This window comes from Pseudomonas sp. 18-147 (assembly GCF_051048045.1).
Lineage (GTDB): Bacteria > Pseudomonadota > Gammaproteobacteria > Pseudomonadales > Pseudomonadaceae > Pseudomonas > Pseudomonas aeruginosa.
The window spans coordinates 1441535-1468519 of record NZ_CP182296.1; the positions used below are offsets into that span (position 1 = coordinate 1441535).

Annotated in this window: 25 protein-coding genes; 14 read left to right on the plus strand and 11 right to left on the minus strand. The window is 67.4% G+C overall.

The genetic code is table 11. The features are described 5' to 3' along the window. The first annotated feature begins 125 nt into the window (after positions 1-125). Positions 126-710: a DUF2239 family protein gene (locus ACM0M4_RS07110; RefSeq protein ID WP_054376256.1), complete on the plus strand. Its 585-nt coding sequence runs from the start codon at positions 126-128 to the stop codon at positions 708-710. A 13-nt stretch (positions 711-723) separates the two neighbouring features. On the opposite strand, the gene mltF is transcribed toward ACM0M4_RS07110, so the two are convergent. Further along, positions 724-2196, minus strand: coding sequence for a membrane-bound lytic murein transglycosylase MltF (mltF, locus tag ACM0M4_RS07115; protein WP_003104806.1), 1473 nt, complete (start codon positions 2194-2196; stop codon positions 724-726). Between the two features lie 286 nt (positions 2197-2482). On the opposite strand from mltF, the gene purL reads away from it, so the two are divergent. From purL to ACM0M4_RS07130, 3 genes are all read left to right on the plus strand, one after another. Continuing rightward, complete coding sequence (gene purL, locus ACM0M4_RS07120; protein WP_221345513.1) at positions 2483-6379, plus strand: phosphoribosylformylglycinamidine synthase; 3897 nt, start codon at positions 2483-2485, stop codon at positions 6377-6379. A 6-nt stretch (positions 6380-6385) separates the two neighbouring features. Continuing rightward, positions 6386-6664, plus strand: a complete 279-nt coding sequence (locus tag ACM0M4_RS07125; protein ID WP_003113822.1) for a CDGSH iron-sulfur domain-containing protein — start codon at positions 6386-6388, stop codon at positions 6662-6664. Between the two features lie 179 nt (positions 6665-6843). Further along, positions 6844-7161: a Nif3-like dinuclear metal center hexameric protein gene (locus ACM0M4_RS07130; protein WP_003092679.1), complete on the plus strand. Its 318-nt coding sequence runs from the start codon at positions 6844-6846 to the stop codon at positions 7159-7161. Between the two features lie 201 nt (positions 7162-7362). Here ACM0M4_RS07130 and nagE read toward each other — a convergent pair whose 3' ends face one another. The 7 genes from nagE to ACM0M4_RS07165 form a co-directional block, all read right to left on the minus strand. After that, positions 7363-9075, minus strand: a complete 1713-nt coding sequence (nagE, locus tag ACM0M4_RS07135; protein WP_003117449.1) for an N-acetylglucosamine-specific PTS transporter subunit IIBC — start codon at positions 9073-9075, stop codon at positions 7363-7365. 24 nt (positions 9076-9099) lie between these two features. Next, positions 9100-11628 (minus strand): phosphoenolpyruvate--protein phosphotransferase, encoded by a 2529-nt coding sequence (ptsP, locus tag ACM0M4_RS07140; protein WP_042930787.1) that lies wholly within the window; start codon positions 11626-11628, stop codon positions 9100-9102. A 16-nt stretch (positions 11629-11644) separates the two neighbouring features. Continuing rightward, the gene (locus ACM0M4_RS07145) at positions 11645-12667 is read right to left on the minus strand and encodes an SIS domain-containing protein (RefSeq protein ID WP_034018914.1); all 1023 of its coding nucleotides are present in this window, start codon (positions 12665-12667) and stop codon (positions 11645-11647) included. Further along, positions 12664-13755 (minus strand): N-acetylglucosamine-6-phosphate deacetylase, encoded by a 1092-nt coding sequence (nagA, locus tag ACM0M4_RS07150; protein WP_003113826.1) that lies wholly within the window; start codon positions 13753-13755, stop codon positions 12664-12666. Before nagA ends, ACM0M4_RS07145 begins: the two co-directional genes overlap by 4 nt. 16 nt (positions 13756-13771) lie before the next feature. Continuing rightward, complete coding sequence (locus ACM0M4_RS07155; RefSeq protein ID WP_003092669.1) at positions 13772-14515, minus strand: GntR family transcriptional regulator; 744 nt, start codon at positions 14513-14515, stop codon at positions 13772-13774. 242 nt (positions 14516-14757) lie between these two features. After that, positions 14758-15258, minus strand: coding sequence for a L,D-transpeptidase family protein (locus ACM0M4_RS07160; protein WP_003092667.1), 501 nt, complete (start codon positions 15256-15258; stop codon positions 14758-14760). 62 nt (positions 15259-15320) lie between these two features. Continuing rightward, the gene (locus ACM0M4_RS07165) at positions 15321-15875 is read right to left on the minus strand and encodes an NUDIX hydrolase (protein WP_115288722.1); all 555 of its coding nucleotides are present in this window, start codon (positions 15873-15875) and stop codon (positions 15321-15323) included. 140 nt (positions 15876-16015) lie between these two features. Here ACM0M4_RS07165 and ACM0M4_RS07170 point away from each other — a divergent pair, with 140 nt between their 5' ends. The 5 genes from ACM0M4_RS07170 to ACM0M4_RS07190 are packed head-to-tail and all read left to right on the plus strand — an operon-like array spanning position 16016 to position 19338. Beyond that, positions 16016-16627 carry a CoA pyrophosphatase gene (locus ACM0M4_RS07170; protein WP_003092664.1) on the plus strand — a complete coding sequence of 204 codons (612 nt, stop codon included), beginning with the start codon at positions 16016-16018 and terminating at the stop codon, positions 16625-16627. 37 nt (positions 16628-16664) lie between these two features. Then, positions 16665-17189, plus strand: coding sequence for a gamma carbonic anhydrase family protein (locus ACM0M4_RS07175; protein WP_003092662.1), 525 nt, complete (start codon positions 16665-16667; stop codon positions 17187-17189). Next, the gene (locus ACM0M4_RS07180) at positions 17186-17380 is read left to right on the plus strand and encodes a DUF1289 domain-containing protein (protein WP_003092660.1); all 195 of its coding nucleotides are present in this window, start codon (positions 17186-17188) and stop codon (positions 17378-17380) included. The genes ACM0M4_RS07175 and ACM0M4_RS07180 overlap by 4 nt, the downstream gene beginning before the upstream one ends. Before the next feature lie 37 nt (positions 17381-17417). Further along, entirely contained in the window at positions 17418-18599 is a 1182-nt protein-coding gene (gene purT, locus ACM0M4_RS07185; protein WP_003092658.1) for a formate-dependent phosphoribosylglycinamide formyltransferase, read from the plus strand. Between the two features lies 1 nt (position 18600). Continuing rightward, positions 18601-19338, plus strand: coding sequence for an SGNH/GDSL hydrolase family protein (locus tag ACM0M4_RS07190; RefSeq protein ID WP_221345514.1), 738 nt, complete (start codon positions 18601-18603; stop codon positions 19336-19338). Positions 19339-19345: 7 nt separating this feature from the next. Here the strand turns inward: ACM0M4_RS07190 and ACM0M4_RS07195 are convergent, their stop codons facing one another. From ACM0M4_RS07195 to ACM0M4_RS07205, 3 genes are all read right to left on the minus strand, one after another. Next, positions 19346-20659 carry an MFS transporter gene (locus tag ACM0M4_RS07195; RefSeq protein WP_054376267.1) on the minus strand — a complete coding sequence of 438 codons (1314 nt, stop codon included), beginning with the start codon at positions 20657-20659 and terminating at the stop codon, positions 19346-19348. 303 nt (positions 20660-20962) lie between these two features. Continuing rightward, positions 20963-22255, minus strand: a complete 1293-nt coding sequence (locus ACM0M4_RS07200; protein ID WP_003111904.1) for an HlyC/CorC family transporter — start codon at positions 22253-22255, stop codon at positions 20963-20965. 12 nt (positions 22256-22267) lie between these two features. Then, entirely contained in the window at positions 22268-23068 is an 801-nt protein-coding gene (locus ACM0M4_RS07205; protein ID WP_003092649.1) for a cytochrome C assembly family protein, read from the minus strand. A gap of 300 nt (positions 23069-23368) precedes the next feature. Here ACM0M4_RS07205 and ffh point away from each other — a divergent pair, with 300 nt between their 5' ends. From ffh to rplS, 5 genes are all read left to right on the plus strand, one after another. After that, positions 23369-24742: a signal recognition particle protein gene (gene ffh / locus ACM0M4_RS07210; protein ID WP_003092645.1), complete on the plus strand. Its 1374-nt coding sequence runs from the start codon at positions 23369-23371 to the stop codon at positions 24740-24742. A 209-nt stretch (positions 24743-24951) separates the two neighbouring features. Continuing rightward, positions 24952-25203, plus strand: coding sequence for a 30S ribosomal protein S16 (gene rpsP / locus ACM0M4_RS07215; RefSeq protein ID WP_003092643.1), 252 nt, complete (start codon positions 24952-24954; stop codon positions 25201-25203). 15 nt (positions 25204-25218) lie between these two features. Next, complete coding sequence (gene rimM, locus ACM0M4_RS07220) at positions 25219-25746, plus strand: ribosome maturation factor RimM (protein ID WP_003092640.1); 528 nt, start codon at positions 25219-25221, stop codon at positions 25744-25746. Positions 25747-25752: 6 nt separating this feature from the next. Beyond that, a complete protein-coding gene (gene trmD / locus ACM0M4_RS07225; RefSeq protein WP_003119312.1) occupies positions 25753-26511 on the plus strand; it encodes a tRNA (guanosine(37)-N1)-methyltransferase TrmD in 759 nt (252 codons plus the stop codon). Between the two features lie 41 nt (positions 26512-26552). Continuing rightward, positions 26553-26903, plus strand: coding sequence for a 50S ribosomal protein L19 (rplS, locus tag ACM0M4_RS07230; RefSeq protein ID WP_003092637.1), 351 nt, complete (start codon positions 26553-26555; stop codon positions 26901-26903). Positions 26904-26985 lie beyond the last annotated feature (82 nt).

Consider the following 26985-nt stretch of genomic DNA (forward strand, 5'->3'; position numbering starts at 1 on the left):
GTCATCGCTGCCGGAAGAGGCCGCCATAGGGCGGCCTTTTTCATGGGATTTATTTTATCCGGATAATATTGTCGCTCTATTTATATCCGGGTATTATTCGGGCGTTCCATCCATGGGAGCCTGTCATGGCCAATGATCCATACATCCAATCCTTCACCTGCTTCGACGGCACGCGCCGGCTGCTGACGGCGGCGCTGCCGGAGGTCGCGCTGGCCTTGAAGCAAGCGGTCGCCGGCGGTGCAGCCGGACCGCTGCTGGTATTCGACAATGCCACTGGGCGCTCCGTCGATCTCGATATCCGTGGTTCCAGCGAGGACCTGCTGGCGCGCCTGGTCGTCGCAGGCGAGCGGCAACCGGCGGAGGAGGCCGCGCCGCGCGGGCGCGGGCGGCCGAAGCTGGGCGTGGTGGCGCGCGAGGTGACCTTGTTGCCGCGCCACTGGGAATGGCTCGCCGCGCAGCCCGGGGGCGCCTCGGTGGCGCTGCGCAAGCTGGTCGAGGAGGCGCGCCGCAGCCAGTCCGGGCGTGCGCGGCAGGCGCAGGAGCGCGCCTACCATTTCATGAGTGCGATGGCCGGCGACCTGCCGGGCTTCGAGGAGGCGACGCGGGCGCTGTTCGCCGGGGATCGCGAGGGCTTCGCCGAGCGGATCGCCGGCTGGCCGACCGATGTGCGCGAGCACGCCGCCTGGCTGGCAAGCGACGGAGAATCCTGAGGGGAGGGGGCGGCTAGAGTTTCTCGTCGCCGCTGTCTTCTTCCGGGCGCGTCTTGTTCACGCCGGGCAGGTGCAACCCGCTCTCGGCGATCTGGCTGCCTTCCATCTGCGGCTGGGTCACCCAGGTGAGGATGTCGTAGTAGCGCCGCACGTTCTGTACGAAGTGCACGGTCTCGCCGCCGCGCGCATAGCCGTAGCGGGTCTTGGCGTACCACTGCTTCTGCGCCAGGCGCGGCAGCATCTTCTTCACGTCCAGCCACTTGTTCGGGTTGAGGCCTTCCTTCTCGGCCATCTTGCGCGCGTCTTCCAGGTGCGCGCCGCCGATGTTGTAGGCGGCCAGGGCGAACCAGCTGCGGTCCGGTTCCTTGATGCTCTCGGGCAGTTCGCTGCGGATCTGCACGAAATACTTGCTGCCGCCCTGGATGCTCTGCTTCGGGTCGAGCCGGTTGGACACGCCCATCGCCTGGGCGGTCCGGTTGGTCAGCATCATCAGGCCGCGCACGCCGGTCTTGGAGGTGGCGCCGGGCTGCCACAGCGATTCCTGGTAGCCGATGGCGGCGAGCAGGCGCCAGTCGGTATCCAGTTGCTTGCCGCTCTGCTTGAAGTGGCTTTCGTAGCGCGGCAGGCGTTGCTGCAGGTGCTGGGCGAAGGTGTAGGCGCCGACGTAGCCGAGTACGTCGACATGCCCGTAGTAACGGTCCTTCAGGCGTTGCAGCAGGCCTTCCTTCTTGGCCTGGTCGAGGAACGCGTTGACCTCGTTCATCAGGCTGTCGTCGTCGCCCCCCGGCAAGGCCCAGGCCAGCCCGCGGGCTTCGCCGAAGTCGAAGGCGACGCGGACGTTGGGGAAGTACACCTGGTTCATCGCCAGTTCGTTGGAGTCGACCAGGGTCAGGTCGATGTCGCCGACGTCGACCATGCGCAACAGGTCGACCACTTCGACAGCATCGGATTCTTCGTACTTCAGTTCGGGATACTGCTTCTTCAGCTCGGCGAGCTGCTCCGCGTGGCTGCTGCCCTTGAGCACCATGATGCGCTTGCCGACCAGGTCTTCCGGGCGGGTCGGGCGCTGCTGGCCGTTGCGGTAGATGATCTGCGGGGTGACGTCGAGGTAGGTGTGCGAGTAGCGCACGCTGGCGTCGTCTTCGCGTCCCGGGGTCAGGCCGGCCGCGGCGAGCGCCGGGCCGCCCTCGCGGGAAAGCTGGGCATAGAGGTCGTCGAGGTTGTCGGCGGTCTCGATCTTCAGCTCGACGCCGAGACGCTCGGCGAAGCGCTTGGCCAGTTCGTATTCGAAACCGGTTTCGCCGTTGCGGTCCTGGAAGTAGGTGGCCGGGCTGTTGCGGGTGATCACGCGCAGTACGCCCTCCTTCTGCACGCGCTCCAGGGCGGTAGGGGCTTTCGCCTCGCTACAGCCCGCAAGCAGCAGAAAGATGCCGGTCGCCAACAGCCAGGCGGCGCAACGTAAGCGGTACGCGGTCAGGGCAAACATCGGCGCAGTATACGCAAAGGCGAGACGGCGCCATATCTCGACAGCCGGGACCTTCTCTGCTATCGCCGGGATACCGTTCGTCCGCCGTTTCGCTTGCCCCGTCGCAGAGCGCTGCGGCGCCGTTCTCGAAGTGCTTCGAAGCGGGCCGCCGCGGATCCGATGGAGGGCTATGCGATAGCCATCGGCGCGGGTGCCGCCGGACGGTGCTTTACGGTAGAATGCACGGCCTCTGCGGGCCGGCCCGGCCGGCCCCCACACCTTCCCGTCTCCAGAGGCTGTTCCGACAATGCTGATCCTGCGCGGCGCTCCCGCCCTTTCCGCTTTCCGCCACGGCAAACTGCTCGAGCAACTGACCCAGCACGTACCTGCCGTTACCGGGCTGTACGCTGAGTTCGCGCATTTCGCCGACGTCACCGGCGCGCTCACCGCCGACGAGGAGCAGGTGCTGGCGCGGCTGCTGAAATACGGCCCGAGCGTGCCGGTGCAGGAGCCCAGCGGACGGCTGTTCCTGGTGGTGCCGCGCTTCGGCACCATCTCGCCGTGGTCGAGCAAGGCCTCCGACATCGCCCGCAACTGCGGCCTGGCGAAGATCGACCGGCTGGAGCGCGGCATTGCCTACTATGTGCAGGGCGAACTGTCCGAGAGCGACGCCCAGCAGGTCGCCGCCCGCCTGCATGACCGCATGACCCAACTGGTGCTGGACCGCCTGGAAGGCGCCGCCGAGCTGTTCAGCCATGCGCAGCCCCGCCCGCTCACCGCCGTCGACGTGCTTGGCGGCGGTCGCGCCGCGCTGGAGAAGGCCAACGTCGAGTTGGGCCTGGCCCTGGCCGAGGACGAGATCGACTACCTGCTGAAGAGCTTCGGCGAACTGGGGCGCAACCCGCACGACGTCGAGCTGATGATGTTCGCCCAGGCCAACTCCGAGCATTGCCGGCACAAGATCTTCAATGCCAGTTGGGACATCGACGGGCAGGCCCAGGACAAGAGCCTGTTCGGCATGATCAAGAACACCTACGAGATGAACCGCGAAGGCGTGCTGTCCGCATACAAGGACAACGCCGCGGTCATCGTCGGCCATGTCGCCGGGCGTTTCTTCCCCGATCCGCAGACCCGCGAATACGCCGCCAGCCGCGAGCCGGTGCAGATCCTGATGAAGGTGGAGACCCACAACCACCCGACCGCCATCGCGCCGTTCCCCGGTGCCTCCACCGGTTCCGGCGGCGAGATCCGCGACGAGGGCGCCACCGGCCGCGGCGCCAAGCCGAAGGCCGGCCTGACCGGCTTCACCGTGTCCAACCTGCAGATCCCCGGTTTCGAACAGCCCTGGGAAGTGCCCTACGGCAAGCCCGAGCGCATCGTCACCGCGCTGGACATCATGGTCGAGGGCCCGCTGGGCGGCGCCGCGTTCAACAACGAGTTCGGCCGTCCGGCGCTGACCGGCTACTTCCGTACCTTCGAGCAGAAGATCGCTACCCCTCACGGCGAGGAAGTGCGCGGCTACCACAAGCCGATCATGCTCGCCGGCGGCATGGGCAACATTCGCGACGAACACGTGCAGAAGGGCGAGATCAGCGTCGGCGCCAAGCTCATCGTCCTTGGCGGCCCGGCCATGCTGATCGGCCTGGGCGGCGGCGCCGCCTCTTCGATGGCCACCGGCGCCAGCTCCGCCGACCTCGACTTCGCCTCGGTGCAGCGCGACAACCCGGAAATGGAGCGACGTTGCCAGGAAGTGATCGACCGCTGCTGGCAGCTCGGCGAGCGCAACCCGATCAGCTTCATCCATGACGTCGGTGCCGGCGGCCTGTCCAACGCCCTGCCGGAACTGATCAACGACGGCGGCCGCGGCGGTCGCTTCGAGCTGCGCGCGGTGCCCAACGACGAGCCGGGCATGAGCCCGCTGGAAATCTGGTGCAACGAGTCGCAGGAGCGCTACGTGCTGTCGGTGGACGCCGCCGACTTCGAGACCTTCAAGGCCATCTGCGAGCGCGAGCGCTGCCCGTTCGCGGTGGTCGGCGAGGCCATCGAGCAGCGCCAGCTGACCGTCGCCGACAGCCATTTCGACAACAAGCCGGTGGACATGCCGCTGGAAGTCCTGCTCGGCAAGGCGCCGCGCATGCACCGCGCGGTCACCCGCGAGGCCGAGCTGGGCGACGATTTCGACGCCGCCGGGCTGGAGCTGCAGGAAAGCGTCGAGCGCGTCCTGCGCCATCCCGCCGTGGCTAGCAAGAGCTTCCTGATCACCATCGGCGACCGCACCATCACCGGGCTGGTGGCCCGCGACCAGATGGTCGGGCCCTGGCAGGTGCCGGTGGCCGACTGCGCCGTCACCGCCACCAGCTTCGACGTCTACACCGGCGAGGCCATGGCGATGGGCGAACGTACCCCGCTGGCGCTGCTGGACGCCCCGGCTTCCGGACGCATGGCCATCGGCGAGACGGTCACCAACCTGGCTGCCGCGCGTATCGGCAAGCTGTCCGACATCAAGCTTTCCGCCAACTGGATGGCCGCCGCCGGCCACCCCGGCGAGGACGCGCGCCTGTATGACACGGTCAAGGCCGTGGGCATGGAACTGTGCCCGGAACTGGGCATCACCATCCCGGTGGGCAAGGACTCGATGTCCATGAAGACCCGCTGGCAGGACAATGGCGAGGACAAGAGCGTCACTTCTCCGGTCTCGCTGATCGTCACCGGCTTCGCCCCGGTCGCCGACGTGCGCCAGAGCCTGACCCCGCAACTGCGCCTGGACAAGGGCGAGACCGACCTGATCCTGATCGATCTCGGCCGCGGCAAGAACCGTCTCGGCGGCTCGATCCTGGCCCAGGTCCACGGCAAGCTCGGCCGCGCCGTGCCGGACGTCGACGACGCCGAGGACCTGAAAGCCTTCTTCGCGGTGGTCCAGGGACTCAATGCCGACGGCCATATCCTCGCCTACCACGACCGTTCCGACGGCGGCCTGATCACCAGCGTGCTGGAGATGGCCTTCGCCGGTCACTGCGGCGTCGAGCTGAACCTCGATGCCCTGGCCGATAGCCGCGAAGAGCTGGCGGCCGTGTTGTTCAGCGAGGAACTGGGCGCGGTGATCCAGGTTCGCGAGGGCGCCACTCCGGAAGTCCTCGCGCAGTTCAGCGCCGCCGGTCTCGACGACTGCGTGGCGGTGATCGGCCAGCCGGTCAACGGCTACGAGATCAACCTGAACTACAACGGCGAGACCGTCTACAGCGCCCAGCGCCGCATCCTGCAACGCATCTGGAGCGAGACCAGCTACCAGATCCAGCGTCTGCGCGACAACGCCGACTGCGCCGAGCAGGAGTTCGACGCGCTGCTGGACGAAGACAACCCCGGGCTGTCGATCAAGCTCAGCTACGACGTCAACGACGACATCGCCGCGCCCTACATCAAGAAGGGCGTGCGGCCGAAAGTGGCGATCCTCCGCGAGCAGGGCGTCAACGGCCAGGTGGAGATGGCCGCGGCGTTCGACCGCGCCGGCTTCGCCGCGATCGACGTGCACATGAGCGACATCCTCGCCGGGCGGGTCGACCTGGACGCCTTCAAGGGCCTGGTGGCCTGCGGTGGCTTCTCCTACGGCGACGTGCTCGGCGCCGGCGAGGGCTGGGCCAAGTCGATCCTCTTCAACGCCCGCGCCCGCGATGGCTTCCAGGCGTTCTTCGCGCGCAAGGACAGCTTCGCCCTCGGCGTCTGCAACGGCTGCCAGATGATGTCCAACCTGCACGAGCTGATTCCCGGCACCGAGTTCTGGCCGCACTTCGTGCGCAACCGTTCCGAGCAGTTCGAGGCGCGGGTGGCGATGGTCCAGGTGCAGGAGTCGTCGTCGATCTTCCTGCAGGGCATGGCCGGTTCGCGCCTGCCGATCGCCATCGCCCATGGCGAAGGCCATGCGGAGTTCGAGTCGGAGGAAGCGTTGCTCGAGGCCGACCTTTCCGGCTGCGTGTCGCTGCGTTTCGTCGACAACCACGGCAAGGTCACCGAAGCCTACCCGGCCAACCCCAACGGGTCGCCGCGCGGCATCACCGGGCTGAGCAGCCGCGACGGCCGGGTCACCATCATGATGCCGCACCCCGAGCGGGTGTTCCGCGCCGTGCAGAATTCCTGGCGTCCGGACGACTGGCAGGAAGACGGCGGCTGGCTGCGCATGTTCCGCAACGCCCGGGTCTGGGTGGACTGATCCGGCATGGCGGGCGATGCGGACTCCAACTCGTCGCCCGACCTTCTTCCCGAGGTTCGCCGGGTCTCTCCCGGCGACACCTTGCGGCTCTGTACCTGCGGGGCTTCGGCTTCGCTTCCCGATTGTCCCGCCGACTGCCGCAACGGCCTGACGCTCCACGCGACCCGCGAGCGCCTGTTGCTGTTGTGCCGCTGCGGGCGCTCCGCCGACCTGCCGTATTGCGACGGCAGCCATGCGCCTTCCGCCTCCGGGCTGAAGGCCAGGTGGCGGCGTTTCCGCGGCTGAGCGTAAATCTGTGAACGCCCGCACGAAGGTGTTGTGACGAGCGAACAAATGTTGCGCTTATCTGTCGTAAAGGCAGCGTCAAATATTCATCATGTCAAGGCAAAGTGCCATTATTTGGCGTCGGCAGTCGCACAACCACCGACCGCCTCGTGCAGCATTCGATTCGTGCGGAGAAAACGATGTACAAGCTGTGTTTCTATGTGCCTGAGAGCCATCTGGATGTCGTCAAGCAAGCGGTGTTCGCCGCGGGTGGCGGGCGCATCGGGGCGTACGACAGTTGCTGCTGGCAGTCCCTTGGCCAGGGCCAGTTCCGGCCCCTGGACGGTAGCCAACCCTACCTGGGCCAGGTCGGCCAGGTCGAGCACGTGGCGGAGTGGAAAGTGGAGCTGGTGGTGGCCGACGAGCTCATCCACGCCAGCGTCAAGGCGCTGAAGGCGGCGCATCCCTATGAGACCCCGGCCTACGAAGTCTGGCGCCTGACCGACATGGTCTTCTGAGTTTTCCTCGGACAAGCAAGAAGGGCGGCCAGTTGCCGCCCTTTTCGTTATCCGCCTCACGGGGAGAGCCCGACCCGGGGCTGTGGCGTGGCGCGAACAACCGCTTCGCGATTATCGAACCCGAACGGGGGAGCTGTGGCGTAGGGCGAATAACCGCTTGGCGGTTATCCGCCGATTGGCCGAGGTCCAGCCCTCCTGCCGTCAGCGCCGCAGTAGCGGTTGCAGGGCCTGGCTCAGGGCCGCGGCGCGGGGGCCCACCAGGATATGGCAGATGCCGCCGGCGAGGGAGCTGACGCCCTGTCCGCCGAGACGACGCAGTTGCTCGGTGGCCAGCTTGCGTTCGTCCGCCACGCTGACCCGCAGGCGGGTCAGTGCGACGTCCCGTACCTCGCGCAGGTTGCCGGCGCCGCCGAGGGCGCCGAGCCAGGCCTGGGCTTCGGCGGCGTCGACGGTGGCCTGCATCGACACCACTTCTTCGGCTGCGTTCGGACTGCCCAGCGGCGGTACGGCTTCGCCCGGTTGCGTATCGAAGGGCAGGGCGCGGCGGATCTCGTCGGCGATGCTGTCGGCCTGTGGGCCGACCACCACCTGCAGGCTGCCGGCCTTGCCCGGACGTACCACGGCCATCGCACCGAGGGCCTTGAGCTGGGCGTCCGAGGCCTTGTCGCGGTCGACCAGGCGCAGACGCAGGCGCGTGGTGCAGGCGTCCACCACTTCGAGGTTGGCTGCGCCACCCAGGGCGCGGATGAATGCCGGGGCGCGCTCGGCTTCGGCGTTGTCGCCCGATTCGCTGCTCGCGTCGTCTTCCCGGCCCGGGGTCTTCAGGTTGAAGCGGCGGATGCAGAAGTCGAACACCAGGTAATAGATGCCGGCATAGAGCAGGCCCAGCGGCCAGAGCATCCAGCCGTGGGTGGAACGGCCCCAGCCCAGGGCGAGGTCGATGGCGCCACCGGAGAAGGTGAAGCCGAGGCGGATGTCGAGCAGGTCGGTGAGGGCCATGGACAGGCCGGTGAGCAGCGCATGCAGCAGGTAGAGCAGCGGCGCGAGGAACATGAAGGCGAACTCCACCGGCTCGGTGACGCCGGTGAGGAAGGCGGTCAAGGCCATCGACAGGAGCAGCCCGCCGATCAGCTTGCGCCGCTCCGGACGGGCGTTGCGGTACATCGCCAGGCAGGCGGCGGGCAGGCCGAACATCATCACCGGGAACATCCCGGCCATGAACTGGCCGCCCTTCGGGTCGCCGGCGAAATAGCGCGCCAGGTCACCGGTGACGACGCGCCCGGTTTCCGGGTCGGTGAAGCTACCGAAGACGAACCACACCAGGTTGTTGAGGATGTGGTGCAACCCGGTGACGATCAGCAGGCGGTTCAGCACGCCGAAGGCGAAGGCGCCGAAGCTGCCGCTTTCCAGCATGAGTTGGCCGAGGCCGTTGATGCCCTGTTGCAGCGGTGGCCAGATCACCCCGAACAGCAGGCCCAGGCAGACCGCGCTGATCCCGGTGGCGATCGGCACGAAGCGGCGGCCGCCGAAGAACGCCAGGTATTCCGGCAGCTTCACGTCCTTGAAGCGGTTATACAGGGCGCCAGCCACCAGGCCGCTGATGATGCCGGAGAGCACGCCCATGTCGATGCCCGGATCGATCACCTTGAGCACCGAGATCATCACCAGGTAGCCGATGGCGCCGGCGAGGCCGGCGGTGCCATTGTTGTCGCGAGCGAAACCGACGGCGATGCCGATGGCGAAGATCAGCGCCAGGTTGGCGAAGATCGCCTTGCCGGCGTCGTGGACCAGCGGAATGTCGAGCAGGTCGACGTCGCCCAGGCGCAGCAGCAGGCCGGCGATCGGCAGGATCGCGATCGGCAGCATCAGGGCGCGGCCCAGGCGTTGCAGGCTTTCGATCAGGAACGGGGGCATGGCGGTGGTCTCCGATTGTTCTTGTCAGGCCAGCGGCCAGTGTTGCAGGCAGGCGTCGCGCACCGCCCGGGCGCTGCCCAGGTCCAGTAGCGCCTGGGCGTGGCGGCGGCATTCAGCGGCGTCGAGCTGGCGCACCCGGGTCTTGATCTCGCCGACCAGGCTCGGCCCGACGGACAATTCCTCGACCCCGAGGCCGACCAGTACCGGTGTCGCCAGTGGGTCCGAGGCCAGCGCACCGCAGACGCCGACCCAGCGGCCGTGGCGGGCTGCTCCGGCGCAGGTCTGGGCGATCAGCCGCAGCAGCGCCGGGTGCAGGGCGTCGATGCGGTCGGCCAGGCCGGCGTGGCAACGGTCCATGGCCAGGGCGTACTGCGACAGGTCGTTGGTGCCGATGGAGAGGAAGTCGGCGTGTTCGGCCAGTTGATCGGCGAGCAGGGCGGCGGAGGGCACTTCGATCATCACCCCGAGTTCGGGCAGGCGCTCGATCCCCAACTGCGTGGCCAGCTCGCCGAGGCGGCGACGGATGGCGCGCAGTTCGTCGACCTCGCTGACCATCGGCAGCAGTATCCGGCAGCGTTCCAGTGGTTCGACCCTCAGCAGCGCGCGCAACTGCTGGTCGAGCAGCTCCGGGCGCGCCTGGCCGAGGCGGATGCCGCGCAGGCCCAGTGCTGGGTTTTCTTCCACCGGCAGCGGCAGGTAGTCGAGGTGCTTGTCGCCGCCGACATCGATGGTGCGGATGATCACCTTGCGCTGGCCCATGGCGTCCAGGACCTCCTGGTAGGCGTTGCGCTGCTCCTCTTCGTCGGGCGCGGCGCGGCGCTCGAGGAAGAGAAACTCGGTGCGTAGCAGGCCGACCCCGTCGGCGCCGTTGGCGAAGGCTTCGGCGGCCTCGCGCGGCGAGGCGACGTTGGCGCCGATCTCGATGCGCCGGCCGTCGCGGGTGAGCGCCTCGCGCTGCGCATCGGCCTGCTGGCGGCGGCGTTGTTCCTCGCGCTGCGCCACTTGCAAGGCGACCTGCTCCAGGCGTCGAGCGTCGGGGCTGAGTTCCAGCCGGCCCTGGCCGGCGTCCAGCACCACCTGCCGGCCTTCCTCCAGCTCCAGCAGCCCGGCGCCGAGCGCCACCAGGCACGGCAGGCCCTTGCTGCGGGCGAGGATGGCCACGTGGGAGGTGGCGCCGCCTTCGGCCATGCACAGGCCAGCCGCGCCGGCATCCACCAGCGGCGCGAGGTCGGAGGGGGTGATCTCCCGGGCGGCGACGATGGCGCCAGCAGGCACCCGCAATGGCGCGGTGTCGCCGAGCAGTACCCGCAGCACGCGTTTTTCCAGGTCGCGCAGGTCGTTGGCGCGCTCGGCCAGCAGCAGGTTGCCCAGCGCCTGGAGAATCTCGCACTGGGCCTGGATCGCCCGGTGCCAGGCGTGGGCGGCGCCGACGCCCTGGTCGATCAGCATGTCGGCGGCGTCCAGCAGACCCGGGTCTTCCAGCAGCGCGAGATGCGCGGAAAAGATCGCCGCTTCGTTCTCGTCGCCGCCGAGCCTGGCCTGCTGCAGGCTCCCCTGTACGTCGTCGCGCACCCGTTGCAGGGCCTGGTCCAGGGCGAGGTGCTGTTCCTCGGGACGATGCCGGCCGTCATCCGCCGGCAGGCTGATGGCGCCGAGCCGCGCCAGGGGACCGCTGGCCAGGCCGGGCGAAGCGCAGACGCCGGCCAGGGTACCGGCGACAGCCGCAGGTCGCGCCGGCTCGCCCGGGGCGATGGCGCGCGGGGCCTCCTTCGGAGCCCCCGCGGTGGCGCTGGCGAGGGCCGCGAGCAGGGCGTCGAGGGCCGCCTCGCTGTCTTCGCCGCGACAGATCACCTCTACCTCGTCCTGTTCGGCGACCCCCAGGCCCATGATGCCGACCAGGCTGTCGACGCTGGCCACCTGCCCGGCGAAGTGCAGTTCGGCCTGGCTGGAAAAGCCCTGCGCGGTCTTCCGTAGCAGCGCTGCCGGGCGTGCGTGCAGACCGCCATGATGGGCGACCCGCGCCCGCCCGCGGACCTGGCGCTGCGCGGAGCCTTCGCCAGGCGCGGGATTGGCCGGACGTTGCTCGGCCTTCTCCGGACTCAGTTGCAGGAGCGGCGCGCCGACCTCCACCGGGTTGGTGGTCAGCGGGCGTACCTGGAAGCCGTCGCCGTTGGTCAGGATCATCACCGTGATCAGACTGCGGCTGCCGCGGGCGACGCGGTCCAGGTCGAAGCGCAGCAGCGGCTGGCCCTCGATCACCCGCGCACCTTCCTCGACCAGCGCCTCGAAGCCTTCGCCTTGCAGCTGTACGGTATCGAGGCCGACGTGCAGCAGCAGCTCGGCACCGTTGTCGGCGCGCAGGCTGAGCGCGTGGCGGGTTCGCGCCAGGTGGCTGACCAGCCCGGCGCAGGGCGCGTGCAGGCAGTCGTTGAGTGGGTCGATGGCGATGCCTTCGCCCAGGGTGCCGCTGGAAAACACCGGGTCGGGTACCCGGTTGAGCGGCATCACGGGGCCGCTCAGGGGCGCTTTGAGGGCGAGGTTCTTGTTGTTCATGGGCGCGCGCTCGGGCTCAGTGGGTTCGGGTGACTTTGCTCAGGTGCCGTGGCTGGTCCGGGTCCATGCCGCGGGCTTCGGCCAGGCCGGCGGCCATGACGTAGAAACTCTGGATCGCCAGGATCGGATCGAGCGCCGGATGCGCGGCGCGCTGCAGCGGCAGGTCGCGTTCGGCGATGTCGTCCGGGGCGGCGAGCAATACTTGCGCACCGCGCTGGCGCATATCCTCGGCGAGCGCCAGCAGGCCTTCCTGCTCCGGGCCGCGGGGAGCGAACACCAGCAGCGGATAGCGCTCCTCGACCAGCGCCATCGGTCCATGGCGGACCTCGGCGCTGCTGAAGGCCTCGGCCTGGATCGCCGAGGTTTCCTTGAATTTCAGCGCGGCCTCCTGGGCGATGGCGTAGCCGGCGCCGCGACCGATCACCATCAGCCGCTGGCAGTCGCGCAGGGCCTCGATGGCCGGCGACCAGTCGAGCCTGGCGGCCTGCTCCAGCCCGGCCGCCAGGCCCTGGCCGGCGGCCAGCAGGGCATTGTCGCGCTGCCAGTGGGCGAGCAGGCGGGCGCTGGCGCCGAGCGTGGCGATGAAGCTCTTGGTCGCTGCGACGCTGCGCTCGCTGCCGGCGCAGAGCGGCACGACGAATTCGCTGGCGGCTTCCAGCGGCGAATCTTCGGCATTCACCAGGGCGATGCCCAGGGCGCCGCGTTCGCGCAGGATGCGCAGGCTGTCCACGAGATCGGGGCTCTGTCCTGACTGCGAGAAAGCGAAGACGGCCTGCCCGGCGACACGCAGCGGCGAGCGGTTCAGGGTCACTACCGACATGGGCAGCGAGGCCACCGGCAAGCCGGCGTGCTGCATGGCCAGGTAGGCGAAGTAGCTGGCGGCATGGTCGGAGCTGCCGCGCGCGACGGTCAGCGCCAGGTTCGGATCGACCTCCCGCAGGCGCTGGCCAAGCGCCGGCAGGCAAGCGTCGAGCACGGCCAGTTGACGGCTCGCCACCGCAGCGGCGGAGAGCGCTTCCTCGAGCATCAGCGAAGTCATTCGAGTTCTCCTTCCACCATCACGGCGTCGAGTTCCAGGGAGCGATCCAGGCGCACCACATCGGCCCAGGCTGCGGGCGCCAGGCGGCCGCGCTCGGCGAGGCCGAGGTAATCGGCGGGGAATTGCGAAAGGCGTTGCGAGGCTTCGGCCAGGGGCAGGCCGATCTTCACCAGGTTGCGCAGCGCCTGGTCCATGGTCAGGGTGCTGCCGGCCAGGGTGCCGTCGGGCAGGCGCACGCCGCCCAGGCACTTGGTCACCGTGTGGCTGCCGAGCTTGTACTGGCCGTCGGGCATGCCGGCGGCGGCGGTGGAGTCGGTCACGCAGTACAGGCACGGGATCGAACGCAGGGCCACCCTGATGGCGCCGGGATGGACATGCAGCAGGTCGGGGATCAGCTCGGCGTAGCGTGCGTGGGCCAGGGCCGCGCCGACGATACCCGGTTCGCGGTGGTGCAGGCCGGTCATCGCGTTGTAGAGGTGGGTGAAGCTGCTGGCGCCGGCTTCCAGTGCGGCCACGCCGTCCTCGTAGCTGCCCAGGGTATGGCCGATCTGCAGGCGTACGCCGCGCTCGGCGAGGGCGCGGATCAGCGGCCGGTGTCCGGCGATCTCGGGGGCGATGGTGATCACCCGGATCGGCGCGCGGCGCAGGTAGTCCTCGACTTCCTCGAGCACCGCGGCATGGGCGAAGTTGGGCTGCGCGCCGAGCTTGCCGGAGTTGATGTAGGGGCCTTCCAGGTGCACGCCGAGTATCCGTGAACCGCCCTCCAGCGAGCGGCGGCAGTAAGCGCCGAGCTGGCTGAGGATGTCGGCGATCTCCTCGCGCGGTGCGGTCATGGTGGTGGCCAGCAGCGAGGTCGTGCCGAAGCGCCGGTGGGTGCGGGCGATGGTGGCGAAGGCGTCGCCGCCTTCCATGATGTCGCGGCCGCCGCCGCCGTGCACATGCAGGTCGATGAAGCCTGGCAGCAGGTACGGATCGGCGTTGCCGGCCGGATCGCAGGGCTCGCCTTCGATCCGCTGGATACGCCCGTCCTGGATGTGTAGGCGGCCGAGGACCCAGCCTTGCGGGGTGAGAATGTTGCCTTCGAGCATGGCGGCTCCGTGTCGGTCAGCGTCGCAGTTCGGCGACGAAGTCGTAGTAGTCGTTGCGGCAGTAGGTGTCGGTCAGCTCGATCGGGGTGTTGTCCTCGAGGTAGCCGATCCGGGTCATCAGCAGCATCGCGGTGCCCGGCGCGATGCCGACCAACGCGGCATCGGACGCGGACGCGTTGATCGCGCGCACGTGCTGGAGGGCGCGGACCACCGGGCGACCGATGCCGTCCAGGTATTCGTAGAGGGAATCGCCGACCGCTGTCGGGTCCGGCAGCAGGCGTGCCGGCAGGGTGCTGTTCTCGATCGCCATCACCGTGCCGTCGGCTTTGCGCAGGCGCTTCATGCGCGCGACCTTTTCGGTCGGCGAGAGGCCGAGGCGGATCAGTTCGTCGTGGGTGGGCAGGGCGATGCCGCGCTCCAGCCAGGTGGAGCCGGGGGTGAAGCCTTTCAGGCGGAGCATCTCGCTGAAGCTGGAGAGACGCGACAGCGGTTGTTCGAGACGCGGCGTAATGAAGGTGCCGGAGCCCTGGTTGCGGCGGATCAGCCCCTGCTCGAAGAGTACTTCGAGGGCCTTGCGCGCGGTGACGCGGGAAATGTTCAGGGTTTCGCTGAGGTTGCGTTCGGAGGGCAGCGCTTCCTCCGCTTTCCACTGGCCGGCATGGATCGCGCTCTCGAGATTGCGCGCCAGCTGCAGATAGAGGGGGGTGGGTTGCGCCTCGTCGGGACGCAGGGCCAGGAGCAGGTCGTGGGCTGTCTTCATGAGAGGTTCCGATGCGGATTGTGTTGTTGTCGCCCGGTAATGCTGGGAAAACTAATACCACTTGAATACCACGTCAATGCCAGTTGTGCGTCGCGCACGCGTCAGCCAGCCGTCCCGTCGATTGACTTGGCCTGAGTAAGGGATGCAAGGGTTTGACGGATAAAAGAAAACGCCGCCGGAAAATCTCGCGGCGGCGTTCCTGGTGTGGCTGACGGCTGACGAGTGGTATCAGCCTGGTTCTGTCAGGGGCGGATCTCGATCAGCGTGCCGTCTTTCACCACGCTCCAGACTTCGCGCATGTCGGTGTTGTTCATGGCGATACAGCCATTGGTCCAGTCCAGGGTGGAGAAGTACCACTCCGGGTATTCGTCATCCAGCGGGGTGCCGTGGATCATGATCATGCCACCGGCCGGCAGGCCCTTTTCCCGGGCCTTGGCCACGTCGCGGGCGTTGGGGTAGGAAATGTGCATGGAGAGGTTGTAGTTGTTGCTGGTCTTGCGCCAGTCGATCCAGTAGAAGCCTTCCGGGGTGCGGTTGTCGCCTTCGGCCAGCTTCGGGCCGGTCGGGCGCTTGCCCAGCGAGACACGGTAGCTTTTCAGGACGTTGCCTTTGTTGAGGAGCAGCAGTTTTCGCTCGGACTTGAGCACCAGGACCTTGTCCACCTTGCCTTCCAGGCTCGGCGCGGCATTGGCCTGGGTCAGACTGGCGAAGGTCAAGCACAGCAAAGCAAGCAACCAGCGCATGGAAGTGAAATCCCCGATGTTCCCTTGAGCCGCAACGGCGGCGGTGTTCGAGTGTTTGGCGTTCAGTCTTTCTTATAGGAAGCCAGCATAGGTGCAATGGCTTCGTTGCGCACCGGGAAGCAGCCTTCGCGGCGGTCGCTGAAGTAGCATTCTAAGGTACGGCCGATGGTCGGAAAAGCCAGCTCCGACCAGGGAATCTCCGCTTCGTCGAAAAGCCGCACCTCCAGGCTTTCATCGCCGGCGGAGAAATCCAGGTCGAGCAGCTCGGCGCGGAAGAACAGGTAGACCTGGCTGATGTGCGGCAGGTCGAAAAGGGTATAGAGCTGCAGGTCGCCGATCCGCGCGTTGGCTTCTTCCTCTGTCTCGCGGGCCGCCGCCTGGGCGAGGGTCTCGCCGTTCTCCATGAAGCCGGCCGGCAGCGTCCAGTAGCCCAGGCGCGGCGCAATGGCGCGACGGCAGAGCAGGACCCGGCCGTCCCACACCGGCAGGCTGCCGGCGACGATACGCGGGTTCTGGTAGTGCACGGTGTGGCAGGCGTCGCAGACGTAGCGCAGGCGGTTGTCGCCGTCCGGGATGCGCTGGACCACCGTGGCGCCGCACAGGCTGCAGAATTTCATGCCAGGTTCTTCTTCGGGGAAAGGCCTATCTTGCTCGGCTGGCCGGGAGGCGACAAGGCCTCGTGCGGGAGGGGTGGGCTGGCCGGGGCTTTCGTGCCATGATCTCGGGGAAACGACAAGACCTCGGAAACCCCGGCAGTATGAACTGCACGCTCGACGAGCTGCGCCAACGCATCGAGGCGCACCGCCCCCGCCAACTGGATACCGACCAGCGCTTCCCCCAAGCGGCCGTGCTGGTGCCCATCACCCGCAGCGACGATCCGGAGCTGGTGCTGACCCTGCGCGCCGCCGGTTTGTCCACCCATGGCGGCGAGGTCGCCTTCCCCGGCGGGCGGCGCGACCCGGAAGATGCCGACCTGGTGCGCACCGCCCTGCGCGAGGCGGAGGAGGAGATCGCCTTGCCGCCGGGCCTGGTGGAAGTGGTCGGGCCGCTGAGCACCCTGGTCTCGCGGCATGGCATCGAGGTCACTCCCTATGTCGCCTTCATTCCCGACTTCGTCGAGTACCAGCCCAACGACGGCGAGATCGCCGCGGTGTTCAACGTGCCGCTGAGTTTCTTTCGCGACGACCCGCGCGAGGTCACCCACCGTATCGACTACTTCGGCCGCAGCTGGTACGTGCCCAGCTATCGCTTCGGCGAGTTCAAGATCTGGGGCCTGACGGCCATCATGGTGGTGGAGTTGGTCAACCTGCTGTACGACGACCCCATCGACCTGCACACGCCGCCGGCTTCGTTCATCAAACTGAGTTGACCGACGGGGCGCAGACCCCGGCCATGAGGAGATCACGATGAAATACCGCCTGGGCGATGCCCGCGTCGAAACCCATCCCGACAGCTGGATCGCGCCCAGCGCAGCGGTGATCGGCAAGGTTCGTCTGGATGCCGGCGCCAGCGTCTGGTTTGGCGCGGTGCTGCGCGGCGACAACGAGCTGATCCATATCGGCGAGCACAGCAACGTCCAGGACGGCTCGGTGATGCACACCGACATGGGCTATCCGCTGACCCTCGGCAAGGGCGTCACCGTCGGCCACAACGCCATGCTGCATGGTTGCAGCGTGGGCGACTACAGCCTGGTGGGGATCAACGCGGTGATCCTCAATGGGGCGAAGATCGGCAAGTACTGCATCATCGGCGCCAACGCGCTGATTCCCGAGGGCAAGGAGATTCCCGACGGCTCGCTGGTGATGGGCTCGCCGGGCAAGGTAGTGCGCGAGCTGAGCGAGCCGCAGAAGAAAATGCTCGAGGCCAGCGCCGCCCACTATGTGCACAATGCCCGCCGTTACGCCCGCGACCTCGTCGAGGACCCGGCGTGAACGAGCGACCGGTGGCTTCGCCCTGCGTGCATGTCTGCGCGCTGGACGAGCAGGACATCTGTATCGGCTGCCAGCGCACGGCGGCCGAGATCACCCGCTGGGGCCTGATGAGCAACGACGAGCGCCGCGAGGTGCTCGGTCGCTGTTTCGAGCGCGCCAAGGCGCAAGGGCTGGTCAGCGGTTCCGCCTGAAGCGGATTCCGTTTTCTTTCATTTCCGAGGTTCTTCCATGACCCGTATCGGTACCCCCCTGTCGCCGAGCGCGACCCGCGTCCTTCTCTGTGGCTCCGGCGAGCTGGGCAAGGAAGTCGCCATCGAGCTGCAACGCCTGGGTTGCGAAGTGATCGCCGTCGATCGCTATGGCAACGCGCCGGCCATGCAGGTGGCACATCGCAGCCACGTGATCAGCATGCTCGACGGCGCCGCCCTGCGCGCGGTGATCGAGCAGGAGAAGCCGCACTACATCGTGCCGGAGATCGAGGCCATCGCCACCGCGACCCTGGTCGAGCTGGAGGCCGAAGGCTACACCGTGGTGCCCACCGCCCGCGCCGCGCAACTGACCATGAACCGCGAGGGTATCCGCCGGCTGGCTGCCGAGGAGCTCGGCTTGCCGACCTCGCCCTATCACTTCGCCGATACCTTCGAGGACTACCGCCGTGGCGTCGAGCGCGTCGGCTACCCCTGCGTGGTGAAGCCGATCATGAGTTCGTCGGGCAAGGGCCAGAGCGTCCTGAAAGGCCCCGACGACCTGCAGGCGGCCTGGGACTATGCCCAGGAAGGCGGGCGCGCCGGCAAGGGCCGGGTGATCGTCGAGGGCTTCATCGATTTCGACTACGAAATCACCCTGCTCACCGTGCGCCACGTCGACGGCACCACTTTCTGCGCGCCAATCGGTCACCGCCAGGTCAAGGGCGACTACCACGAGTCCTGGCAGCCGCAGGCGATGAGCGCGCAGGCCCTGGCCGAGTCCGAGCGGGTCGCCCGGGCAGTGACCGAGGCCCTCGGCGGACGCGGGCTGTTCGGCGTCGAACTGTTCGTCAAGGGCGACCAGGTGTGGTTCAGCGAGGTGTCGCCGCGTCCGCACGATACCGGCCTGGTGACCCTGATTTCCCAGGATCTTTCCGAGTTCGCGCTGCACGCGCGGGCGATCCTCGGCCTGCCGATCCCGGTGATCCGCCAGCTCGGCCCGTCGGCCTCGGCGGTGATCCTGGTGGAAGGCAAGTCCCGGCAGGTCGCTTTCGCCAACCTCGGCGCCGCGCTGAGCGAGGCGGATACGGCGCTACGCCTGTTCGGCAAGCCGGAAGTGGATGGCCAGCGGCGAATGGGCGTGGCCCTGGCGCGCGACGAGTCGATCGACGCCGCCCGCGCCAAGGCGACCCGGGCCGCCCAGGCGGTTCGCGTCGAACTCTGAGATGCGCCGGCTGGCATCGCTGGCCTGGTGGGCGGCGGCTCTGCCGTTGCTGCCGCTGGCTATCCGCACCCGCCGCCGAGCCTTGCGCCTGGCGCCCGCGGCGGGACCTCGCGAAGGGCTGGTCGGTGGGGCCGGTGCCGAAGAGCCGCTGCGCTTGCTGTTGTTCGGTGAGTCGACAGTGGCCGGGGTCGGCGCCAGTTGCCTGGACTACGCCCTGGCCGGCCGCCTGGCCGCGGCGCTGGGCGAGCGTCTGCGCCGCCCGGTGGCCTGGCAGGCGCTGGGCGAGAACGGTATCACCAGCGGCGAGGCGCGCGAACGCTTGCTACCGCAGGTGGCGGGACGTTTCTTCGACCAGGTGATCCTGGTCTTCGGCGTCAATGACACCACCAGCCTGCGCTCCCTCAAACGCTGGCGCGCCGACTGCGCGGCCCTGATCGACGGCTTCCAGGCGGCCGGCGCGCAGGTGACCTGCACCGCGGTGCCGCCGCTGCAGCATTTTTCCGCCTTGCCCGGGTTGCTGCGGGCCCTGCTGGGGTGGCGCGGGCGGCTGCTCGACGAGGCGCTGTGCGATCTCGCTGGCGCGACCGGCGCAGGCTACTGCCCGATCTCGCTGGACCTGCTTCCGGGCTACCTGGCCATCGACGGCTTTCATCCGTCGCAGCTGGGCTACCAGGTCTGGGCCGGGGCCCTCGCCGACTGGTTGGCGGCGAGGGAGAAGGGCGGCGTCGCGGTAGTCTGAGCGAGACTCAGGACACTGCGCCGAGGTCGTTGTCGCGGGTTTCCTTCAGGCACAGCACCGCCAGCAGGCTGAGCAGCGCCGCTGCGGAGACGTAGCCGCCGACCCAGCCCAGGCCGCCGATGCCGACCAGCTTCTGGGCGATATAGGGCGCCACCGAGGCGCCGAGAATGCCGCCCAGGTTGTAGGCCGCCGACGCGCCGGTGTAGCGCACGTGGGTGGGGAATATTTCCGGCAGCAGCGCGCCCATCGGGGCGAAGGTGACCCCCATCAGGAACAGCTCGATGCAGAGGAACAGGGCGACGCTGAACGTCGAGCCCTGGCTGAGCAGCGGCTCCATGGCGAAGCCGGAGGCGATCGCCGCCAGGCTGCCGAGCAGCAGTACCGGCTTGCGTCCGAAGTGGTCGCTGAGCCAGGCCGACAGCGGCGTGGCGGCGGCCATGAAGAGCACCGCGAGGCACAGCAGACCAAGGAACTCCTCGCGGCTGAAGCCGAGGCTGGCCACCCCGTAGCTCAGCGAGAACACCGTGGAGATATAGAACAGCGCATAACACACCACCATCGCCAGGGCGCCGAGCAGGGTCGGCCGCCAGTGCTGGGCGAACAGCTCGGCGATCGGCAGGCGGACCCTCTCGTGCTTGGCCATGGCCTTGGCGAACACCGGGGTTTCCGCCAGCTTCAGGCGTACGTAGAGGCCGACCACAACCAGCGCCGCGCTGAGCAGGAACGGGATCCGCCAGCCCCACTCACGGAACTGCTCCTCGCTGAGCAGCATCGCCAGGGCCAGGAACAGGCCGTTGGCGGCGAGGAAGCCGATCGACGGGCCGAGCTGGGGAAACATGCCGAACCAGGCGCGCTTGCCGGCCGGCGCGTTCTCCGTGGCCAGCAGCGCAGCGCCGCCCCACTCGCCGCCGAGGCCGAGGCCCTGGCCGAAGCGCAGCACGCAGAGCAGCAACGGCGCCCAGTAGCCGATGCTGTCGTAGCCGGGGAGGACGCCGATCAGGGTGGTGGATACCCCCATCAGCAGCAGCGAGGCGACCAGGGTCGACTTGCGCCCGATGCGGTCGCCGAAGTGGCCGAACAGCGCCGAGCCCAGCGGACGGGCGAGGAAGGCGATGCCGAAGGTGAGGAAGGCGCTGAGCATCTGCGCGGTGCCGGATGTCTGCGGGAAGAATACCGGACCGATCACCAGGGCGGCGGCAGTGGCATAGACGTAGAAATCGTAGAACTCGATGGCGGTGCCGATGAAGCTGGCGACTGCGACCCGGGTGGTCGAGTTGGCCGGTTCCGGAGCGGCGTCGGCGGCGAGGGTGGCGGCGGTCATGGTGGGAAGGTCCCTGGCAGTCGGGGCACGACGGAGTGCTTCCGTGCGGCCGGATGGTTATGGCCAGTGCGCCGATGCGGCGGCGCGGCGCCCGGGTGGGGCGGACGAGATCGGTCGCGCAGGGAGGATGGGGCTGCGCGCCGTGCGCCGGCTGGTACCGTCGGCATCGGGGCCGGGCGGGCAGGCGGGACTGGCGGGTGACTGGCCGGGGCTCGGGCTACGGGTAGCGGCGGAACCGGCGGCAGGGCTGGATAAGCTGGGGTCGATTATAGAGCGCCGCGGGGCCGGTTCGGCAATCCCGGATCAGACGCTGGCGTCGCTTTCGACCAGCGGGGTCAGCGCGCGGGGATGCCAGGCGCGCACGCTTTTCACACGGTTTTCCGCCGACTGCTGGATTTCCAGGCAGTAGGGGCCGATGCGCAGGCACACCGCGCAATCGGGGATCTGCTCCAGGGCTTCGGTGACCAGGCCGTTGAGGGTCTTCGGGCCGTCGCAGGGCAATTGCCAGCCAAGCGACTTGTTCAGCTCGCGCAGGTTGGCGCTGCCGTCGATGACGAAGCTGCCGTCCTCCTGGGCCTGGATATCCGGGTTGTCGAGGCTGTCGAGGTCGTTGAAGTCGCCGACGATCTCTTCGAGGATGTCCTCCAGCGTGACGATGCCGATCACCTCGCCATATTCGTCGACCACCACGCCGATACGGCGCTTCTCCTTCTGGAAGTTCACCAACTGGGTCGACAGCGGCGTGCTTTCCGGCACGAAATACGGCTCCATGCAGGCCTGGCGGAGATTCTCCTTGGTCAGGCGGCCCTGGGTCAGCAGGCGCGCGATCTGGCGCATGTGCACGACCCCTTCGATCTGGTTGACGTCGTCGCGGTAGACCGGCAGGCGGGTGTGGCTGGTGGTGCGCAACTGCTCGACGATGACCTCGAGTTCGTCGTCGAGGTCGATGCCTTCGATTTCGTTGCGCGGGATCATCAGGTCGTTGACCGTGACCTTCTCCAGGTCCAGCAGGCCGAGCAGCATGTCATGTCGGTTGACCTCGCTGGCCTGGGGGTTGTCGGCCGGATGCAGGGCCTCTTCGTCGCGGCTGCGTCCGCTGTCGTCCTGTTCCGCCGCGGCGACGCCGAGCAGGCGCAGCAGCGCGTTGCTCAGCAGGGTCAGTAGCCACAGCAGGGGCCAGCACAGGCGCTGCAGGATCAGGAGCGGCAGGCTGAGCGGCAGGGCGACGCGTTCCGAGCGAAGGGCGCCGTAGCGGCGCGGCAGCAGGGCGCCGAACAGCAGCAGGAGCAGGGTCATGCCGGGGATGGCGACGGCCAGGCCGATGACGCCCCAGTGGCGCAGCGCGGCCCAACTGGCCAGGGCGGCGGCGCTGACGTTGACCAGGGTGCGGCCGAACAACAGGGTGCCGCGCAGGCGGTCGTCGTGCAGCAGCAGCCAACTGCTGCGCCGGGCCCCGCGCAGGCCTTGCTTGGCCTGCAGGCGCAGGCGGTAACGGTCGAGGTTGAGCAGGGCGGTCTCGACGCAGGAGAAGAACGCCGAGCAGGCGACCAAGAGAACCAGCAGGCCGACCAGGTACCCGGGGTGCAGCTCATCCATGAAGGAGGCCCATCAGATGTGCAGGATGAATTCCCGCACCAGCTTGCTGCCGAAGTACGCCAACATCAACAGGCAGAAACCGGCCAGGGTCCAGCGGATCGCCTTGTGGCCCCGCCAGCCGAGCTGGTGGCGACCCCAGAGGAGCACGGCGAAGACCACCCAGGCGAAGCAGGACAGGATGGTCTTGTGCGCCAGGTGCTGGGCGAACAGGTTGTCGACGAACAGCCATCCGGACAGCAGCGACAGCGAAAGCAGCGACCAGCCGCCCCAGAGGAAGCCGAACAGCAGGCTTTCCATGGTTTGCAGGGGCGGGAAGTTGCGGATCAGCCCGGACGGATGCTTGTGCTTGAGGCGGTAGTCCTGGAGCAGCAGCAAGAGCGCCTGGAACACCGCGATGGTGAGCAGGCCGTAGGCCAGGATCGAGAGCAGGATGTGGGCCAGGATGCCCGGCTGTTCGTTGATCGGCTCGACGGTGCCGTGGGGGATGAGTACCGCCAGCAGGGTGGTGAGGGCGCCCAGCGGGAATAGAAGGAGGAGCAGGTTCTCCACCGGTATCCGCAAGGTCGCCAGCAGGGTCAGGAGAATTACCGCGGCGGCGATCAGGCTGGCGGCGTTGAAGAAGTCCAGCACCAGGCCGGCCGGGGTCAGCAATTGCTGGTAGAGGCTGAAGGCGTGGGCGACCAGTGCCAGGAGTCCGAACAGGAGCAGCAGGGGTTTGCCCGGCGCGGTGCGCTTGGACACACAGGCACCCTGGTAGGCGGCGGTGCCGAGATAGAGAACAGCAGCGATGAGGCTGGGCAGCAGGGGATGCATAAGTCCTTGTAATCGCGGGCCCGAAAGGAAGGGAGTTTGGCATAGATCGAGCGTCGCGAGAAAGCCGTTGCGAACAGTTCTCTCGTACCTGTGGCCGGGTTGGCGGGCCGCCTGCCGCGGGCGCCGCGACCTCCTGGCCCGGCAGTCGCTTCGGCAAAGACGGAACGCATCGGCAAATCAAGGACTTGAGGCTGGCCTCCGGTCGTCGCCGGACACACACTCCGTCTTTCATCGCGTGTCCCGCGACGCGCTCTTGGTTATAATCCGCCGCTTGCCGCAACCCCCGTGGAAGGATCGCGCATGTTCGAAAACCTTACAGACCGCCTCTCGCAGACGCTTCGCCATGTCACCGGCAAGGCCAAGCTGACCGAGGACAACATCAAGGACACTCTGCGCGAAGTGCGCATGGCCCTGCTCGAGGCCGACGTGGCCCTGCCGGTGGTCAAGGACTTCGTCAACAAGGTCAAGGAGCGCGCCGTCGGTACCGAGGTCTCGAAGAGCCTGACCCCGGGACAGGCGTTCGTGAAGATCGTCCGCGCCGAGCTCGAGGAGCTGATGGGGGCGGCCAACGAGGACCTGGCGCTGAGCGTCGCGCCGCCGGCGGTGATCCTGATGGCCGGCCTGCAGGGCGCGGGCAAGACCACCACCGCGGGCAAGCTGGCGCGCTTCCTTAAGGAACGCAAGAAGAAGTCGGTGATGGTGGTTTCCGCCGACGTCTACCGACCCGCCGCGATCAAGCAGCTGGAAACCTTGGCGGGCGAGGTCGGCGTAACCTTCTTCCCTTCCGACGTCAGCCAGAAGCCGGTGGCCATCGCCGAGGCGGCGATCCGCGAGGCGAGGCTGAAGTTCATCGACGTGGTGATCGTCGATACCGCAGGCCGCCTGCACATCGATGCCGACATGATGGACGAGATCAAGCAGGTGCACGCGGCGATCAAGCCGGCGGAAACCCTGTTCGTGGTCGATGCCATGACCGGCCAGGACGCCGCCAACACCGCCAAGGCCTTCAATGACGCCTTGCCGCTGACCGGTGTGGTCCTGACCAAGGTCGACGGCGACGCGCGTGGTGGTGCCGCGCTCTCGGTGCGGGCGATCACCGGCAAGCCGATCAAGTTCCTCGGCATGGGCGAGAAGAGCGAAGCGCTCGATCCGTTCCATCCCGACCGCGTGGCCTCGCGCATCCTCGGCATGGGCGACGTGCTCAGCCTGATCGAACAGGCTGAGCAGAACCTCGACCGCGACAAGGCCGAGAAGCTGGCGAAGAAGATCAAGAAGGGCAAGGGCTTCGACCTGGAAGACTTCCGCGACCAGTTGCAACAGATGAAGAACATGGGCGGCCTCGGCGGGCTCATGGACAAGCTGCCGATGCTCGGCGGGGTCAACCTGGCGCAGATGGGCAATGCCCAGGGTGCTGCGGAGAAACAGTTCAAGCAGATGGAGGCGATCATCAACTCGATGACGCCCGGCGAACGGCGCGATCCGGAAATGATCAGCGGCTCGCGCAAGCGCCGCATCGCCCTTGGCTCCGGTACCCAGGTGCAGGACGTCGGCCGGCTGATCAAGCAGCACAAGCAGATGCAGAAGATGATGAAGAAGGTCACCGCCAAGGGCGGCATGGCCAAGATGATGCGAGGCATGGGCAGCATGTTCCCGGGGGGCATGCCCAAGCTTTGATCGGACGCGCGGCCGCTGGCCACGCCGACGGTTTCGCGCCGTCGGCCAGCGGGCGGACCGTGTGCTTCCCGCGCTCTCCGCGCCGGCCGATGGGTGGCCGAAAAAGAGATTTGCAAATTCCCCGATAATCCTTAGAATATGCGGCCTTTCGGGCCGTGGGCCCAGCGTGCATTCATTTTGCAAGCACCGACTACAGGAACGAAGTTCACATGGTAACCATCCGTCTTGCTCGTGGCGGCTCCAAAAAGCGCCCCTTCTACCACCTGACCGTGACCAACAGCCGCAATGCGCGCGATGGTCGCTTCGTCGAGCGCATCGGTTTCTTCAACCCGGTTGCGACTGGTGGCGAAGTGCGTCTGTCCGTCGACCAGGAGCGTGCTACCTACTGGCTCGGCCAGGGTGCACAGCCGTCTGAGCGCGTTGCTCAGCTGCTCAAGGACGCTGCCAAGGCAAACGCCTAAGCCGTCATGAGTGAAATGCCGACACCCGCCGACGACCTGGTCGTGATCGGCAAGATCGTTTCGGTGTACGGCATCCGCGGTGAGGTGAAGGTGTATTCCTTTACCGACCCGTTGGACAACCTGCTGGACTATCGCCGCTGGACGCTCCGGCGCGACGGCGAGATTCGGCAGGCCGAGCTGGTCAGGGGGCGCCTGCATGGCAAGGTCCTGGCCGCCAAGCTCAAGGGGCTCGACGATCGCGAAGAGGCCCGCACCTTCACCGGTTACGAGATCTGCATCCCGCGTAGCGAGTTGCCCTCTCTCGAGGAAGGTGAGTACTACTGGCACCAGCTGGAAGGCCTGAAGGTGATCGACCAGGGCGGGCAGTTGCTCGGCGTGATCGACCATCTGCTGGAAACCGGTGCCAACGATGTCATGGTGGTCAAGCCCTGCGCGGGCAGCCTGGACGACCGCGAGCGCCTGTTGCCCTACACCGGGCAGTGCGTGCTGTCGATCGACCTGGCCGCTGGCGAGATGCGGGTGGACTGGGACGCGGACTTCTGATCATCCATGGACAAGCGTTTGTGGGTGGGCGTCGTCAGCATCTTTCCGGAGATGTTCCGCGCGATCAGTGACTATGGCATCACCAGCCGTGCGGTAAAGCAGGGGTTGCTCACGCTGACCTGCTGGAATCCACGGGACTACACTGAGGACCGCCACCAGACGGTGGACGACCGGCCCTTCGGCGGTGGCCCTGGCATGGTGATGAAGATCAAGCCTCTGGAGGGCGCGCTGGCGGATGCCAGGCAAGCCGCCGGGGGCAGGAAGGCGAAGGTGATCTACCTTTCGCCGCAAGGCCGCCAGCTGACGCAGGCGGGCGTACGCGAACTGGCCGAAGAGGAAGCGTTGATCCTCATCGCCGGGCGCTACGAAGGCATCGACGAGCGCTTCATCGAAGAGCACGTCGATGAAGAATGGTCGATCGGCGATTATGTCCTGTCCGGCGGTGAGTTGCCGGCCATGGTGCTGGTCGATGCAGTGACGCGGTTGCTGCCCGGTGCATTGGGTCATGCAGATTCCGCCGAGGAGGACTCCTTCACGGATGGCCTGCTCGACTGCCCGCACTACACCCGACCCGAGGTGTACGCGGACAAACGTGTTCCTGAAGTGTTGCTCAGTGGCAACCATGAACACATCCGGCGTTGGCGTTTGCAGCAGGCCCTTGGGCGGACCTGGGAACGACGCGCCGATCTTCTGGATAGCCGCTCGCTTTCTGGAGAAGAGCAGAAGCTGCTGGCGGAATATATCCGTCAGCGGGACGATAGTTAACGTATCGATGGCTGGCCGATTGCCGGTCTTAGGAGCACAGCATGACCAACAAGATCATTCAGCAGATCGAAGCTGAACAGATGAACAAAGAGATCCCGGCGTTCGCCCCCGGCGATACCGTGATCGTCCAGGTCAAGGTGAAGGAAGGCGACCGTCAGCGTCTGCAGGCCTTCGAAGGCGTCGTTATCGCCAAGCGCAACCGTGGCCTGAACAGCGCCTTCACCGTGCGCAAGATCTCCAACGGCGTGGGCGTGGAACGTACCTTCCAGACCTACAGCCCGATCGTCGACAGCCTGAGCGTCAAGCGTCGCGGCGACGTGCGCAAGGCCAAGCTGTACTACCTCCGCGCCCTGTCCGGCAAGGCCGCGCGCATCAAGGAAAAACTGGTCTAATCCGGTTCTTCTCCGAGAAAAGCAGCCCGAGGGCTGCTTTTTTCATGTCTGGCGTTCGCCTTTCCGGCGGCGCTTCCTACTG

Coding starts and splice junctions, on each gene's coding strand:
- ACM0M4_RS07110 (WP_054376256.1), top strand. CDS start 126: ATGGCCAATGATCCATACATCCAATCCTTCACCTGCTTCGACGGCACG.
- mltF (WP_003104806.1), bottom strand. CDS start 2,196: ATGTTTGCCCTGACCGCGTACCGCTTACGTTGCGCCGCCTGGCTGTTG.
- purL (WP_221345513.1), top strand. CDS start 2,483: ATGCTGATCCTGCGCGGCGCTCCCGCCCTTTCCGCTTTCCGCCACGGC.
- ACM0M4_RS07125 (WP_003113822.1), top strand. CDS start 6,386: ATGGCGGGCGATGCGGACTCCAACTCGTCGCCCGACCTTCTTCCCGAG.
- ACM0M4_RS07130 (WP_003092679.1), top strand. CDS start 6,844: ATGTACAAGCTGTGTTTCTATGTGCCTGAGAGCCATCTGGATGTCGTC.
- nagE (WP_003117449.1), bottom strand. CDS start 9,075: ATGCCCCCGTTCCTGATCGAAAGCCTGCAACGCCTGGGCCGCGCCCTG.
- ptsP (WP_042930787.1), bottom strand. CDS start 11,628: ATGAACAACAAGAACCTCGCCCTCAAAGCGCCCCTGAGCGGCCCCGTG.
- ACM0M4_RS07145 (WP_034018914.1), bottom strand. CDS start 12,667: ATGACTTCGCTGATGCTCGAGGAAGCGCTCTCCGCCGCTGCGGTGGCG.
- nagA (WP_003113826.1), bottom strand. CDS start 13,755: ATGCTCGAAGGCAACATTCTCACCCCGCAAGGCTGGGTCCTCGGCCGC.
- ACM0M4_RS07155 (WP_003092669.1), bottom strand. CDS start 14,515: ATGAAGACAGCCCACGACCTGCTCCTGGCCCTGCGTCCCGACGAGGCG.
- ACM0M4_RS07160 (WP_003092667.1), bottom strand. CDS start 15,258: ATGCGCTGGTTGCTTGCTTTGCTGTGCTTGACCTTCGCCAGTCTGACC.
- ACM0M4_RS07165 (WP_115288722.1), bottom strand. CDS start 15,875: ATGAAATTCTGCAGCCTGTGCGGCGCCACGGTGGTCCAGCGCATCCCG.
- ACM0M4_RS07170 (WP_003092664.1), top strand. CDS start 16,016: ATGAACTGCACGCTCGACGAGCTGCGCCAACGCATCGAGGCGCACCGC.
- ACM0M4_RS07175 (WP_003092662.1), top strand. CDS start 16,665: ATGAAATACCGCCTGGGCGATGCCCGCGTCGAAACCCATCCCGACAGC.
- purT (WP_003092658.1), top strand. CDS start 17,418: ATGACCCGTATCGGTACCCCCCTGTCGCCGAGCGCGACCCGCGTCCTT.
- ACM0M4_RS07190 (WP_221345514.1), top strand. CDS start 18,601: ATGCGCCGGCTGGCATCGCTGGCCTGGTGGGCGGCGGCTCTGCCGTTG.
- ACM0M4_RS07195 (WP_054376267.1), bottom strand. CDS start 20,659: ATGACCGCCGCCACCCTCGCCGCCGACGCCGCTCCGGAACCGGCCAAC.
- ACM0M4_RS07200 (WP_003111904.1), bottom strand. CDS start 22,255: ATGGATGAGCTGCACCCCGGGTACCTGGTCGGCCTGCTGGTTCTCTTG.
- ACM0M4_RS07205 (WP_003092649.1), bottom strand. CDS start 23,068: ATGCATCCCCTGCTGCCCAGCCTCATCGCTGCTGTTCTCTATCTCGGC.
- ffh (WP_003092645.1), top strand. CDS start 23,369: ATGTTCGAAAACCTTACAGACCGCCTCTCGCAGACGCTTCGCCATGTC.
- rpsP (WP_003092643.1), top strand. CDS start 24,952: ATGGTAACCATCCGTCTTGCTCGTGGCGGCTCCAAAAAGCGCCCCTTC.
- rimM (WP_003092640.1), top strand. CDS start 25,219: ATGCCGACACCCGCCGACGACCTGGTCGTGATCGGCAAGATCGTTTCG.
- trmD (WP_003119312.1), top strand. CDS start 25,753: ATGGACAAGCGTTTGTGGGTGGGCGTCGTCAGCATCTTTCCGGAGATG.
- rplS (WP_003092637.1), top strand. CDS start 26,553: ATGACCAACAAGATCATTCAGCAGATCGAAGCTGAACAGATGAACAAA.